The organism is Sedimenticola sp. (genome assembly GCF_050289425.1).
Lineage (GTDB): Bacteria > Pseudomonadota > Gammaproteobacteria > Chromatiales > Chromatiaceae > Sedimenticola.
Genome location: NZ_JBNKFS010000001.1, coordinates 70651 through 83990, shown reverse-complemented (window position 1 = coordinate 83990; position 13340 = coordinate 70651). Strand labels below are relative to the sequence as shown.

At 56.2% G+C, this 13340-nt stretch carries 13 protein-coding genes; 10 read left to right on the top strand and 3 right to left on the bottom strand.

The window, feature by feature from the left end; translation table 11 throughout:
* Window positions 1-151 precede the first annotated feature (151 nt).
* Entirely contained in the window at window positions 152-2167 is a 2016-nt protein-coding gene (locus tag ACQY5R_RS00435; RefSeq protein WP_428603246.1) for a dipeptide ABC transporter ATP-binding protein, read from the top strand.
* Window positions 2168-2187: 20 nt separating this feature from the next.
* On the opposite strand, the gene ACQY5R_RS00430 is transcribed toward ACQY5R_RS00435, so the two are convergent.
* On the bottom strand, window positions 2188-3849 hold the full coding sequence (locus tag ACQY5R_RS00430) for a LysM peptidoglycan-binding domain-containing protein (protein ID WP_428603244.1): 1662 nt from the start codon (window positions 3847-3849) through the stop codon (window positions 2188-2190).
* 213 nt (window positions 3850-4062) lie between these two features.
* Between ACQY5R_RS00430 and ACQY5R_RS00425 the strand changes: the two genes are divergently transcribed.
* From ACQY5R_RS00425 to dnaQ, 3 genes are read left to right on the top strand one after another with little or no spacing between them, the layout of a single operon-like run.
* Window positions 4063-4851, top strand: a complete 789-nt coding sequence (locus ACQY5R_RS00425; protein WP_428603242.1) for a class I SAM-dependent methyltransferase — start codon at window positions 4063-4065, stop codon at window positions 4849-4851.
* A 3-nt stretch (window positions 4852-4854) separates the two neighbouring features.
* Window positions 4855-5292 (top strand): ribonuclease HI, encoded by a 438-nt coding sequence (rnhA, locus tag ACQY5R_RS00420; protein WP_428603576.1) that lies wholly within the window; start codon window positions 4855-4857, stop codon window positions 5290-5292.
* A gap of 2 nt (window positions 5293-5294) precedes the next feature.
* Window positions 5295-6023, top strand: a complete 729-nt coding sequence (gene dnaQ, locus ACQY5R_RS00415; RefSeq protein ID WP_428603574.1) for a DNA polymerase III subunit epsilon — start codon at window positions 5295-5297, stop codon at window positions 6021-6023.
* A gap of 17 nt (window positions 6024-6040) precedes the next feature.
* Here the strand turns inward: dnaQ and fnr are convergent, their stop codons facing one another.
* On the bottom strand, window positions 6041-6799 hold the full coding sequence (gene fnr / locus ACQY5R_RS00410; RefSeq protein WP_428603240.1) for a fumarate/nitrate reduction transcriptional regulator Fnr: 759 nt from the start codon (window positions 6797-6799) through the stop codon (window positions 6041-6043).
* A 363-nt stretch (window positions 6800-7162) separates the two neighbouring features.
* Here fnr and ACQY5R_RS00405 point away from each other — a divergent pair, with 363 nt between their 5' ends.
* The 5 genes from ACQY5R_RS00405 (at window position 7163) to ispD (ending at window position 12258) form a co-directional block, all read left to right on the top strand.
* The gene (locus tag ACQY5R_RS00405) at window positions 7163-8812 is read left to right on the top strand and encodes a CTP synthase (protein ID WP_428603238.1); all 1650 of its coding nucleotides are present in this window, start codon (window positions 7163-7165) and stop codon (window positions 8810-8812) included.
* Window positions 8809-9642 (top strand): 3-deoxy-8-phosphooctulonate synthase, encoded by an 834-nt coding sequence (kdsA, locus tag ACQY5R_RS00400; RefSeq protein WP_428603235.1) that lies wholly within the window; start codon window positions 8809-8811, stop codon window positions 9640-9642. Before ACQY5R_RS00405 ends, kdsA begins: the two co-directional genes overlap by 4 nt.
* An 87-nt stretch (window positions 9643-9729) precedes the next feature.
* Window positions 9730-11007, top strand: coding sequence for a phosphopyruvate hydratase (eno, locus tag ACQY5R_RS00395; protein ID WP_428603233.1), 1278 nt, complete (start codon window positions 9730-9732; stop codon window positions 11005-11007).
* Window positions 11008-11257: 250 nt separating this feature from the next.
* Window positions 11258-11551, top strand: coding sequence for a cell division protein FtsB (ftsB, locus tag ACQY5R_RS00390; RefSeq protein ID WP_428603231.1), 294 nt, complete (start codon window positions 11258-11260; stop codon window positions 11549-11551).
* A complete protein-coding gene (gene ispD, locus ACQY5R_RS00385) occupies window positions 11548-12258 on the top strand; it encodes a 2-C-methyl-D-erythritol 4-phosphate cytidylyltransferase (RefSeq protein ID WP_428603229.1) in 711 nt (236 codons plus the stop codon). Before ftsB ends, ispD begins: the two co-directional genes overlap by 4 nt.
* Before the next feature lie 9 nt (window positions 12259-12267).
* On the opposite strand, the gene ACQY5R_RS00380 is transcribed toward ispD, so the two are convergent.
* A complete protein-coding gene (locus ACQY5R_RS00380) occupies window positions 12268-12612 on the bottom strand; it encodes a TusE/DsrC/DsvC family sulfur relay protein (RefSeq protein ID WP_428603227.1) in 345 nt (114 codons plus the stop codon).
* Window positions 12613-12768: 156 nt separating this feature from the next.
* Between ACQY5R_RS00380 and ispF the strand changes: the two genes are divergently transcribed.
* Entirely contained in the window at window positions 12769-13245 is a 477-nt protein-coding gene (ispF, locus tag ACQY5R_RS00375) for a 2-C-methyl-D-erythritol 2,4-cyclodiphosphate synthase (RefSeq protein ID WP_428603225.1), read from the top strand.
* Window positions 13246-13340 lie beyond the last annotated feature (95 nt).

Sequence of the window (13340 nt, the reverse complement as noted above, 5' to 3'; positions counted from 1 at the left end):
TCGGGTTGCCCCTGAAAAAGCACCACTCGGCGTTGCTCGTTGCTTATTTGGAGCGACCAAACTACGCGCCTCGCGCCTTGATTGGCACTTTTTCAGGGGCAACAGGTGCGATTCAGTTAGTGTTAACAGGCCCTAGGGAAACCGTTTCCGCATGAGCGATATTTTGCTGAAAGTCGACAATCTGCAAACCTGGCTGGGGAACCACGAGCGCCCGGTACGGGCCGTAGACGGTGTCGATCTGGAGATAAAAAAAGGCGAAACCTTCGCCCTGCTGGGTGAGTCCGGTTGCGGCAAGTCGATGACCGCGCTGTCGATCATGCGCCTGTTACCGCCGGCAGGGCGAATTGTGGGTGGTGAGGTACGGCTGGGTAACACCGCCATATTGGATCTGCCGGAATATGCCATGCGGGATGAACGGGGTGGTCGTATGGCGATGATCTTCCAGGAGCCTATGACCTCGCTGAACCCGGTGCTGACCATCGGGCAACAGATCGGTGAAGCGGTTAAGATTCGCGATACCGCGGATAACCAGTCCGTTGCTAAGCGGGTTGTTGAACTGCTCAACTCGGTCGGTATTCCCGATCCGCAAAGGCGGGTGAATGAGTATCCTCATCAGCTCTCTGGCGGCATGAAGCAGCGGGTCATGATTGCCATGGCTCTGGCCGGCCGTCCTGAGTTGCTCATCGCCGACGAACCCACCACTGCCCTGGATGTCACCATTCAGGCCCAGGTATTGGCGCTGCTCAAGACACTCCAACAGCAAACGGGTATGGCGATACTCCTGATTACCCATGACCTTGGTGTAGTGGCCGAGGTGGCGGACCGGGTGGCGGTGATGTATGCCGGACAGATTATCGAGGTGGCGACTCGTGAACGTTTCTTTGGGGATGCCCAACATCCCTACAGTCAGAAATTGTTCCAATCGTTGCCGAATGCCGAAAAGCGCAGCAAGCGACTCGCGGTAATTAGCGGCAATGTACCGCCTTTGAATCAGCCGTTCACCGCGTGTCGGTTTATGGATCGTTGTGACCAGGCGTTCGAGGATTGTGAGACAGCACCGGGTTGGACCACCCTGGCGCCGGGGCAGGGGGCACGCTGCTACCTGGCCGGCCAGCCGAATTTGGCCGCCATGCAGGCAGCGGAAGTGTCCGATCACACGGCGGCCAATCTTGCCACCGGTCGTGAGCCATTACTGGTGGTTGATCGGCTCAAGGTCCATTTCCCTATCCACAGGGGCGTCTTCAAACGTATCGTAGGCCATGTCAAGGCGGTGGATGGGGTGTCGTTGTCGATTTCGCCGGGCAAGACGGTCGCTCTGGTAGGTGAATCTGGCTGCGGCAAGACGACGGTGGGCAAAGGGATACTGCAACTGGTGCGGCCCACCGCCGGCACCGTTGGTTTTTCCGGCGATGAACTGACCCGGCTCAAAGGCAATGCCCTGCGCAGTCGTCGTTCCGAACTTCAGATTATTTTCCAGGACCCGGTGGCCTCAATGAATCCGCGGATGCTGGTGGGCGACATTATTGAAGAGGGGATGAAGGCCCAGCGCATCGGCGGAAGTGCCGAACAGCGCCGTAGTCGGGTGTTGGAGCTACTGGCGCAGGTGGGGCTCTCCGCCGAGGCGGCCAGTCGTTACCCGCATGAATTTTCGGGTGGGCAACGTCAGCGTATCTGTATTGCCCGGGCATTGGCCGTCAATCCAAAACTGATCATCTGTGATGAGCCGACCAGTGCCCTCGATGTTTCGGTACAGGCGCAGATTCTGAATCTGCTTAAACAGTTGCAGAATAGCCATGGATTGGCTTTTCTGTTCATTACCCACAATATCTCCGTCGTGGCCTATTTGGCGGATGAGGTGGCGGTAATGTATCTGGGCAGGATTGTGGAGCGGGGGGAGGTCGGTCAGCTCCTGGCCGCCCCACGCCATCCTTACACCCAGGCGCTGCTGTCAGCGGTGCCGGTGGCCGATCCCGGATCGAAACGACAGGTGATCAGGCTGGAGGGGGATATGCCGTCCCCGGCTCACCCGCCCGCCGGGTGTCATTTTCATCCCCGTTGTCCGGTAGCGATGGCCCAGTGCCGTGAGCGCTACCCAGATCTGATCGAGTATGCTGATGGCCGTCAGGTGAGCTGTTTTAAAGTCGAGCAGGCGAAGGCGAATCATTGATACGCCTTGCCTGCGGTCGCTTACAGGGTTTGCTCGGTCACGTCGACGAACAGTTGCAGGCGCTGTCCCGGCTGCAGATAGCGTCCTTCCAGTGAGTTCCACTTTTTCAAATCTGATACAGAGACATTGAAACGCTGGGCAATCCGCGCCAGTGAATCACCCTTTTTGACCCGGTAACGCAGGCTGCTGCGGGTGTTGGCCGCCGGGGACAGTGAAGAAGGGAGTCGGGCCAGTTTAGCTTGAGTTTTTCCATTTTGTTGCCAGACCACCAGTTTTTGTCCCAGCCTCAGCGTGTCTCGGGGCGACATGCCGTTCCAGCGGGCCAGCGCCTGGTGGCTGACATGATATTGGCGGGCGATATCCCACAGTGTATCGCCTGCCACCACGGTGTGGGTTAGACGGCGGCCTTTGCGTGACTGGTTCTGGGTCTTCGCCAGGCGTGCATCGGCGCTGTGGGTGTATTGGTCGAGACTTTTGACGGAGACCGGAATCAGCAGATGTTTACCGGCCCGTATGCGATACCCGTTCAGCTTGTTGACCTGCTGCAGCAGCGCCACGGTGGTTTTGTGTTTTCGGGCAATGCTGCCGAGATTGTCGCCCGGACGAATCTTGTAGCGCCTCCAGCGCACCCTTTTGTTCGGATCGAGCGCTGCCAGGGATTGGCTGAAGTGCTCGACATGCTCTACCGGGATACTCAGGCGATGTGGTCCCCCGGGGGCGGTGGCCCAGCGATTAAATCCGGGATTGAGTCGGTATAGCTCTTCGATAGAGATGCCTGCCATATCGGCGGCCAGGGCGAGATCGAGCTGGGAACCGATATCGACGCTCTTGAAGTAGGGCTGGTTGGGGATATCGGCAAGGGTAATGCCATATTGATCCGGGTTGGCCAGGACTTTGGCGGCGGCCAATAATTTCGGCACATAACGCATCGTCTCGACCGGTAAATCAAGGGACCAGAAATCGGTCGGCTTGCCCTGCTTTTGATTTCGCTTGATGGCGCGCAGCACGGTGCCTGCACCGGCATTGTAGCCTGCCAGGGCCAATTCCCAGTCACCGTCAAACTGGGTCGATAGAGTGTTGAGGTAATCCAGGGCGGCGCGGGTGGCGGCTACCACATCCCGGCGGCCGTCATACCACCAATTCTGCTTCAGGCCGAAGTGTTTGCCGGTCGAGGGGATGAACTGCCACAGGCCGGCCGCGCGCCCCGGTGAGTAAGCAAAGGGCTGGTAGCCGCTCTCGACGATCGGCAGCAGTGCCAGTTCGGTCGGCATGCCGCGCTGTTCGGCCTCTTCGAGAATAAAGTAGAGGTAGGGTGCTGCCCGCTCCTGTACCCGGTCCAGATAATCGCTGTTGGCGGCAAACCAGCGAACCTGGGTATCGATACGTGGTTTGTCCGGGATATTTAGGCTAAAGCCGGCGCGCAACCGCCCCATGAGATCCATCGGCGGCTCGGGAACGGCGGCGGTTTCCGTCGCCGGCAGATCGGCCTCGGGTGCAGGCTCGGATTGGCTGGTGGTCAGTGCAGGTGCCGGTGCATCGGCGATTTCGTTATCAGCGACAGGTATTACATCGGCCTCAGCCGTTACGCGGATATATTCCGGCTCGGCCCTCTGGTTGAGCGTGTTGCATCCGCCCAATACCAGGGTGGTGAGGAGCGTCAGGGTCAGATATCTTTTGTGCATGAAACGATCCGCGGCTGTCTGGCGTTGGCATAAATTAGCCCGGACTATACGCAAAACACCTGTTTTTTTCCAGGAAACCGGTCATGTTGCCGGGATAAAAACCCGTGATGAGCTTTTCCGGGTGTGAGTGGTCTGTTTAGCAGGTAGACTGGTTACAGCCTGGATCGGGCCAAACGTGATATTGATGCGTTGCACAAATGACAGTGTCTGTTGATGAAGAGACTATTTAACCGAATTATCAAGCCGCCCTCGACGGATGACCTGCGCCGCTGGTTCGGTACGACGCCGGGGCGCGAGTTGCTCGCTATGGAACTGGATTGCCTGGAACAACTGCTGTCGGAGTGTTTCGGCTACTATCTGCTGCAGGTTGGCTGCCTCGGTTTGCAGATGGATCCGCTGCGCATGAGCCGGATTAAGTCGCAGGTGGTGCTGGTGCCCAGAGAGGAGGATGCCTTTGGCGCCCAATGTGTGGTGAGCGATCCCCAGTACCTGCCCATCGCATCGGACAGTATCGATACCGTATTGCTTTCGCACACACTGGATTTTTCCAAGGATCCGCATCAGTTGTTGCGGGAGGTGGAGCGGGTGCTGATCCCCGAGGGACACGTCATTATTGTCGGTTTCAATCCCTGGAGCCTGTGGGGCATCTGGCGCTTTCTGCGAATGCGCAGCAAGCGGGTTCCCTGGTGCGGCCACTTTATCTCGTCCTGGCGGGTTCACGACTGGCTTTCGCTGCTTGGATTTGAGATCAAGGCGGAGCAGGGGGTGATGTTCAGGCCGCCCCTCGGCCGGGAACGGATGATGCAGCGTCTGGGTTTCCTGGAGCGGATAGGTGAGCGCTTCTGGTCGCCGCTGTCGGGTGTCTATATGATATTGGCGGTCAAGCGGGTGTCGCGGCTGACGCCGATCAAGCCAGCCTGGAAGCTGCGCCCCCGGCGCATCCGGGGCGGCATGGCAGAACCCTCTGCGAATAATATCCGGCATACCAGGAGTAGAGATTAAGTGATTGAAAGGGTAGAAATATTTACCGACGGGGCCTGCAAAGGCAATCCGGGTCCCGGTGGCTGGGGTGCGGTGATGCGCTACAAAGGGAAAGAGCGGCATCTGTACGGAGGCGTGCCGGATACCACCAATAACCGGATGGAACTGATGGCCGTCATCAGCGCCCTGGAAGCACTGACCCGTTCGGTCCCTGTACGGGTGACGACCGATTCGAAGTACGTGCAGCATGGTATTACCGAATGGATCAAGAATTGGAAACGCAATGGCTGGAAGACCGCGGCGAAAAAGCCGGTCAAGAACAGCGATCTTTGGCAGCGCCTGGATCAGCTTGTGGCACAACACGATGTGCAGTGGTCATGGGTGAAGGGGCACAATGGCCACCCCGAAAATGAATTGGCCGATAGTCTGGCAAACAAGGGTGTAGAGGAGTTGGGTGTATGAGCGTGCGCCAGATTGTACTGGATACGGAGACCACCGGCTTGGAGCCCTCCCAGGGGCACCGGATTATCGAGATCGGTTGTGTGGAGATGGTCGAGCGTCGGCTGACCGGGAATAATTTCCATCAATACCTGCAGCCGGATCGGGAGATCGACCAAGCGGCGATCGAGGTGCATGGCATCACCAATGAATTCCTGGCGGATAAGCCGCGATTCGGTGATCTGGTGGATGATTTTCTGGCTTACATCGAAGGGGCGGAGTTGATCATCCACAATGCGCCGTTTGACGTCGGTTTCCTGAATCATGAGCTGCGGTTGTTGGGGGGGGATCATCCAACGTTGGATGCCGTCTGTAGCGTGGTGGATACCCTGGTCATGGCCAAAAAGATGCATCCGGGGCAGCGTAACAGCCTGGACGCACTGTGTAAGCGGTATGACATCAATAACAGCCACCGTGAACTGCACGGAGCGTTACTGGATGCGGAGATTCTGGCTGACGTCTACCTGATGATGACCGGCGGCCAGGGCGCGTTGTCACTGGATGCTGGGCGCGGTGAAGGGGATACGGCGGGGGAGCGGATTCAACGCCTGGATTCGTCCCGGCCCCGTTTGAAGGTGGTTAGGGCGAATGTCGAAGAGTTGGCGTTACATCAGCAACGGCTGGATATGATCGAGAAAGGGGCCGGCAGTTGTCTCTGGCGGCGTATGGAATCGCCTGAATCGGCCGATTCTTAAATCTGGGATGGATTCGCTCAGGTGGCTTGCTGTTCGCGCACGCCACTCTGGTCGCCGTGCACGATCTGTTTGATCCGCTCGATATCCAACAGTTGTATATGCTTACGCTCCACCTTCAGCAAGCCATCGTCCTGAAAACGGGTGAACAGGCGGCTGACGGTCTCGACCGCCAATCCCAGATAGTTGCCGATCTCATGCCGTGACATACTGAGATAGAAATCGGACGGAGAAAAGCCGCGGCGCTGGAATCGGCCGGACAGGCTCAACAGGAAAGAGGCCAACCGCTCCTCGGCATTGCGCTTGCCCAACAGGGTCAACATATCCTCGTCGTGACCGATCTCCCGACTCAACAGACGGTACATCTGGTGCTGCAGGCTGGGGATTGTACTGCTCAGCTCTTCCAGCCGGGCGAAGGGGATTTCGCAAACAGCCGTAGTCTCCAGGATCTTGGCGGAGCAGTGGTGGAAGCCGCTCTCAATGGCGTCCAGCCCGATCATCTCGCCAGGTAGGTGGAAGCCCAGAACCTGCTCGCTGCCGTCTTCGCCCGGGTCAAAGCTCTTGACGGTGCCAGTCTTGACGACATAGATACACTGGAAATTATCGCCCTGACGGAACAGATGATCACCACGGTGAAGCGGACGGTTGCGCTTGACGATATTGTCCAGCAAATCCACGTCTTCCGGAGTAAGCCCCATTGGGAGACAAAGAGAGGTAAGGCTACAGTTCCTGCAGGCAACCTTGATATTGTCGAAAGAGATGACCTTGTGTTCGCTCACTGGACTACCTGACTTCTCCGTAGGAAGGGATATTTTGCAGATTGCTTTGCTCTGGATCAAGTATCTTTTCCGGAGGCGTCCTGCAAAGAGGTGCGATGGAGATGATACTAAATGATTTTACCTCTGCCTGTCAGGTTGCCTGTCCCCTTATGTCCGGTGTGGGTTTCATGCCCGACCGAGGTGAAAACAGAATTTGATAGGTAAGGCGCCTCGTTTTGGTGCGTACGTGCCAGGGTTGGCCTGTGAAACGGTTCATGGAGAGCGATAAATAAGCGGCCTTTTGATTGAGGCTACAGCCTGTTTCGCGTACTATTAAACCCCGTCCTGAATGATTTCTTTCCTCCACCACAAGACATAGAGTCTATGACCAAATTCGTATTTATCACGGGCGGTGTTGTTTCCTCGCTGGGCAAAGGTATTGCCTCTGCCTCACTGGCCGCACTCCTGGAAGCGCGCGGCTTAAAAGTCACCATGATCAAGCTGGATCCGTATATCAACGTGGATCCCGGGACCATGAGCCCGTTTCAGCACGGTGAAGTCTTCGTTACCGAAGATGGCGCTGAAACCGATCTTGATTTGGGGCACTATGAGCGTTTTATTCGCGCCACCATGGGCCGCAATAACAATTTTACCACTGGACAGATTTATGAAAGCGTCATCCGCAAGGAGCGGCGCGGTGACTATTTGGGCGGCACTGTCCAGGTGATTCCCCACATTACCAATGAGATGAAAGACAGTATCCGCTTGGGGGCCGGCGATGCCGATATTGCCCTGGTGGAGATTGGCGGTACGGTGGGCGATATCGAGTCCCTGCCGTTTCTCGAGGCAATTCGACAGATGGGCGTGGAAATGGGTAAGCAGAATGCGCTGTTTTTGCATTTGACACTGGTGCCCTATATCCCCACCTCTGGCGAAATCAAGACCAAGCCGACCCAGCATTCGGTTAAAGAGTTGCGCTCTATCGGGATTCAGCCCGACGTGCTGCTGTGTCGTTGTGAGAGCGCACTGCCGGAAGGCGAGCGTAAAAAGATAGCCCTGTTTACCAACGTTCCCGAAGAGGCGGTTATCACCGGGGTCGATGCAGACAATATCTACCGGATCCCACTGCTCCTACATGAGCAGAAGATGGATGAGATCGTAGTTCGCCAGTTGGGGCTCAACGTACCGGCTGCGGATCTGTCCGAATGGCGGGCGGTAATCGATGGCCTGGAAAACACAGATGGCAGCGTGACTGTCGCTATGGTCGGCAAGTACATGAACTTGACGGAGGCGTATAAATCCCTTTCCGAAGCGTTGATTCACGCCGGCATCCATACTCACACCAAGATCAACATCAAATATATCGATTCCGAGCAGGTGGAGAAAAGTGGCACCGACTGTCTTAAGGGGGTCGATGCGATTCTGGTTCCCGGTGGTTTTGGTGAGCGGGGTGTCGAGGGTAAGATCGAGACAGTGCGTTATGCTCGCGAGCATAAGATACCCTATCTGGGAATCTGTCTGGGTATGCAAGTAGCGGTGATTGAGTATGCGCGCCATGTGGCGGGTATGACCGATGCCCATAGCACCGAATTCAATCGTGAGACACCCTATCCGGTTATTGCACTGATCACCGAATGGCTCAATGCGGATGGTGAGCTGGAAGTGCGCAGTGAAGAATCCGATCTCGGTGGCACCATGCGGTTGGGCGGGCAAGAGTGTCGGTTGGACGAAGATGGGTTGACCCGCAAGCTGTATGCCAGCGATACCATCATTGAGCGCCATCGTCACCGTTATGAATTTAATAATCAATATCTGCAGGTACTGGAGAAAGCGGGGTTGAAGATCGCTGGCCGTTCTATGGATGGCAAACTGGTCGAGATTGTAGAAATCAGCGATCACCCATGGTTCGTTGCCTGCCAATTCCATCCGGAGTTCACCTCCACACCGAGGGATGGCCACCCGCTATTCACCGGTTTTGTCCAGGCGGCACGGAAGTATAAATACGACATGAGTAGGGAGACAGCAAACGCATGAAACTTTGTGGATTCGAGGTAGGACTTGAGCAGCCGCTGTTTTTAATTGCCGGCCCCTGTGTCGTGGAGAGCGAGCAGTTGGCTCTGGACACAGCCGGTGAGCTGAAAGCGTTAACCGGACGGCTGGGGATCCCGTTTATCTACAAATCGTCTTTCGACAAAGCCAACCGCTCTTCGGGGCAGAGTTACCGCGGACCCGGCCTCGAAGCGGGACTGAAGATCCTGGAAAAGGTCAAGCGGGAGATCGGTGTCTCGCTACTGACAGATGTGCATGAAGATACCCCGTTGAGTGAGGTGTCGGCCGTGGTGGATGTGTTACAGACACCGGCCTTCCTGTGTCGGCAAACCAATTTTATCAAGGCGGTAGCCAGCCAGGGATTGCCGGTAAACTTGAAAAAAGGCCAATTTCTCGCTCCCTGGGATATGAAGCATGTGGTGGAAAAGGCGCGCAGTACCGGTAATACGCAGATTATGGTGTGTGAGCGAGGTGCCTCGTTTGGCTACAATAATCTGGTTTCCGATATGCGTTCGCTGGCGGTGATGCGTGAGTCGAGTGCGCCGGTGGTGTATGACGCCACCCACTCGGTGCAGTTGCCCGGCGGTCAGGGGAACGCTTCGGGCGGACAGCGCGAGTTTGTGCCGGTACTGGCTCGTGCTGCAGTAGCAGCGGGTGTTTCCGGGCTGTTTATGGAGACCCATCCCAACCCGGAGAAAGCCTTGAGCGACGGCCCCAACTCTTGGCCGCTGGATAAGATGGAGGCGTTGCTGGAGACGCTTATGGAGCTGGATCAGGCGGTCAAGCGCCGTGGATTTATCGAAACCACACTATAACAGACGATACGGATCCGGATCGTCATCCGGGCATAAACCTTTTTATCTTTAAAATCTTACCTATATCCGAATAAAACTGGAGTAACAATGTCTGAGATTGTTGATGTTCGAGGTCGTGAAATCCTTGACTCGCGCGGTAATCCCACCGTAGAGGCGGATATCATTACTGCCGATGGCGCAATTGGCCGGGCCGTTGCACCATCCGGAGCCTCCACCGGTTCACGCGAGGCGTTGGAGCTGCGCGACGGCGACAAGCAACGCTACCTGGGTAAAGGCGTGCTGAAGGCGGTTGGTAACATAACCGGTGAGCTGAAGCAGGCCCTGTTGGGTTTCGATGTGCAAGATCAGGTGGGTCTGGATAGGAAAATCATCCAGCTGGACGGTACCGAGAATAAAGATCGACTGGGCGCCAACGCCCTGTTGGCGGTTTCCCTAGCGGCAGCCCATGCGGCGGCGCAGGAGAAGGCATTACCCCTCTACCGCTCCCTTTCGGAGGGACCGTTCCGCATGCCGGTGCCGATGATGAATATCATCAATGGTGGCTCCCATGCCGACAACAGCGTGGACATCCAAGAGTTCATGATCCTGCCGGTAGGGGCCGGTTCGATCCGTGAAGCGGTGCGCTACGGTGCCGAGGTGTTCCATGCGCTGAAATCGGTTCTCAAATCCCGCGGTCTCAATACCGCTGTGGGTGATGAAGGCGGTTTCGCACCCGATCTGCCCTCCAATGTCGCGGCGATAGAGGTGATCCTGGAAGCGATTGAAAAAAGCGGCTTCAAAGTGGGTAGCGATATCTATCTGGGACTGGATGTGGCCAGTTCGGAGTTCTACAAGAACGGCGTGTACGATCTGGCTTCCGAAGGGCGTCAGTTCAGTGCGGCCGAGTTTGTCGATTATCTCAGTGGCATTGTCGATCAGTATCCGATTATTTCGGTTGAAGATGGCATGGATGAGAGTGATTGGGATGGCTGGAAGTTACTGACCGAGAAGTTGGGCAACCGGGTTCAGTTGGTAGGCGATGACCTGTTTGTTACCAATACCAAGATCCTGGCCCGCGGGATTGAGCAGGGTATCGCCAACTCCATTCTGATCAAATTCAACCAGATTGGCACCCTGACCGAAACCCTGGAAGCGATCAAGATGGCAAAAGATGCGGGTTATACTGCGGTCGTGTCACATCGCTCCGGCGAGACCGAAGACACCACTATTGCCGACTTGGTGGTGGCGGCCGACACCGGTCAGATCAAGACCGGATCATTGAGTCGTACTGACCGGGTGGCGAAATATAACCAGTTGATGCGCATTGAAGACCAGCTCGGCAGCGAAGCCGTGTACGCCGGAAAAGGTGCTTTTAACTGCCTCTGAACCAATCGCGTCACTGGCAGAGCATCAAGCACGGTAATGCCGCGGGCCGGTGTCGAATGAGTAGGCATTAGCGGGAATCAGTACCCGGTCTATCGCTTCAGATTCGGCGCGGCCCCTTTCCTTGCCGTGCTCGGCGATTCGACAACGTGTCGGCGACATAAGGCGAATGACTTGGTTTTTATGATGAACGCCAATGCCTCCTGATTGTTTGATATTCAGGTTTTATCGAAGAGCCGAATAGTTACGTTAGATGATGATACGGATCCTGATACTCCTTCTCTTTGCCATGCTGGTAGTACTCCAGTATCGACTCTGGGTGGGCGAGGGGAGCTTGGCTGAGTTGCATCTGTTGAAGCAGGATATCGCTCAGCAGAAGGATGAGCTGCAACAGATGCGCCGGCGTAATCAGGCGCTGCAGGCCGAAGTGGATGATCTGAAGAAAGGCCTGGAAGCTATTGAGGAGCGGGCGCGGAATGATCTCGGTATGATCAGAGAGGGGGAAATCTTTTACCAAATCATCGAGCCGCAGCAGGGTAAGCCGTGAACCGGGAGGCTCCTTGCTTCTGGGCAATCGTTCCCGCTGCAGGTGTGGGACGTCGTATGGGGAGTACGCTGCCCAAGCAGTATCTGACGCTGCATGGGGGGCTGGTCATCGATCATGCCCTGGCGACCCTGGTGGCCCATCCGACGATTATACGGGTCATCGTGGCGATCTCCGCGCTCGATGAGTGGTGGGCCGAGACGACCCATGCGCGACATCTCCGGGTACAGCGTGTGACAGGGGGAAAGGAGCGGGCCGATTCGGTGCTGAACGGTCTGTTGGCCTTGGAACAGGAGGCCGATCCGATGGACTGGGTGTTGGTGCATGATGCCGCCAGACCCTGCCTGCATCCGAACGATCTGAACAATTTGATCGCGCAGCTTGCGTCACACCCAATTGGTGGATTACTGGCAGCGCCGCTCAGCGATACCGTTAAACGGGCAGATGATACCGGCCGCGTGTTGGAGACCCTCCCGAGAGAACAGCTGTGGCGTGCTTTTACGCCCCAAATGTTTCGCTATGGCGCCTTGCGCCAGGCACTGCAACAGGCCCGGGCAGATAATCGGTGCGTTACCGATGAAGCGAGTGCGATCGAACTTGCCGGAAACGTTCCGCAACTTGTTGAGGGGCGTAGCGACAATATAAAGATCACCCGTCCGGAAGATCTTGCCTTGGCCGAATTCTACCTCAGTCAACGAGACAGGAATTAATCCATTCGTTCAGTGGACGCTGCCGAATGAGAGATCCAGTGCGTAACGGGGAAGGGGGATACCGGAGATCTTACACGCCTGTACCACCGGTCCTCTGGGGAACAGGCTGTAGAGATAACGTTTGCCGCCTTCACGCTTGAATTGCTGGCTCAATGTCTTGAGTAGCAAGCGGGCGCTACAGCCGGTTCCATGGGTGTCACAGTGGTCTCTGAGAAAATGGATTACCTGCCAGTGCTTGTCGGTCAACTGGATATGTTCCTCAGCTGCCAACAGCTCTGCCAATGCTTTGTTCCACTCATAAAAACTGTCCGGCAACTGGCGTAGTTCAATGGGTAAGGGGTCTGATTTTGGCATCTTTCTCTCCTCCCTATATGATGCATACTTCAATGACTGCTTGTTTCTTATTATTGGTTATCCAAAGGGTAGTCCATCGTCGTCGAAGGTGCTTGTCAACGGTGGTTATCGAGTGTAGAGACATCAGTTTTACTTATTAAACAGTGAGGTGGCGCCATGCGAATTGGACAGGGCTATGATGCCCATCGGTTTGCCCCGGGTAGAGCCCTGATCTTGGGCGGAGTGACGATCGATTACCCATTTGGCCTGGAGGCACATTCGGATGGTGATGTACTGATTCATTCACTGTGTGATGCATTGCTGGGCGCGGCGGGTCTGCGGGATATCGGGTTTCATTTTCCGGACAACAGTGAGGAGTACAAGGACATCTCCAGCCGCCATCTGCTCACTCGTGTTGTGGCTCGGCTGGATACGGAAGGCTGGGTCCTGGGAAATGCCGATATCACGGTGGTTGCTCAGGCGCCTAAACTAAGCCCGCATATTGAAGCCATGCGCTCAAACCTTAGTGTTGACCTGCACAGCAGTGCTGACAAAATAAACATCAAGGCGACAACGACCGAGGGGATGGGTTTTGCCGGGCGGGGTGAAGGTATCGCCTGTTATGCCGTTGTGTTGATCAGGCGGGAAGCGTAGCAGTTTCCACTCCAGTCTGTCGCAGAGTGGCCGCTGTAGTACGTAGACCGCTATGATACCTTGTAATCCGATTCATGAGTGTGCGCAAATGGCCG

Bases quoted from the DNA above. Each gene is read 5' to 3' on its own strand.
- ACQY5R_RS00435 (WP_428603246.1), top strand. From the start codon at position 152: ATGAGCGATATTTTGCTGAAAGTCGACAATCTGCAAACCTGGCTGGGG.
- ACQY5R_RS00430 (WP_428603244.1), bottom strand. From the start codon at position 3,849: ATGCACAAAAGATATCTGACCCTGACGCTCCTCACCACCCTGGTATTG.
- ACQY5R_RS00425 (WP_428603242.1), top strand. From the start codon at position 4,063: ATGAAGAGACTATTTAACCGAATTATCAAGCCGCCCTCGACGGATGAC.
- ACQY5R_RS00405 (WP_428603238.1), top strand. From the start codon at position 7,163: ATGACCAAATTCGTATTTATCACGGGCGGTGTTGTTTCCTCGCTGGGC.
- kdsA (WP_428603235.1), top strand. From the start codon at position 8,809: ATGAAACTTTGTGGATTCGAGGTAGGACTTGAGCAGCCGCTGTTTTTA.
- eno (WP_428603233.1), top strand. From the start codon at position 9,730: ATGTCTGAGATTGTTGATGTTCGAGGTCGTGAAATCCTTGACTCGCGC.
- ftsB (WP_428603231.1), top strand. From the start codon at position 11,258: ATGATGATACGGATCCTGATACTCCTTCTCTTTGCCATGCTGGTAGTA.
- ACQY5R_RS00380 (WP_428603227.1), bottom strand. From the start codon at position 12,612: ATGCCAAAATCAGACCCCTTACCCATTGAACTACGCCAGTTGCCGGAC.
- ispF (WP_428603225.1), top strand. From the start codon at position 12,769: ATGCGAATTGGACAGGGCTATGATGCCCATCGGTTTGCCCCGGGTAGA.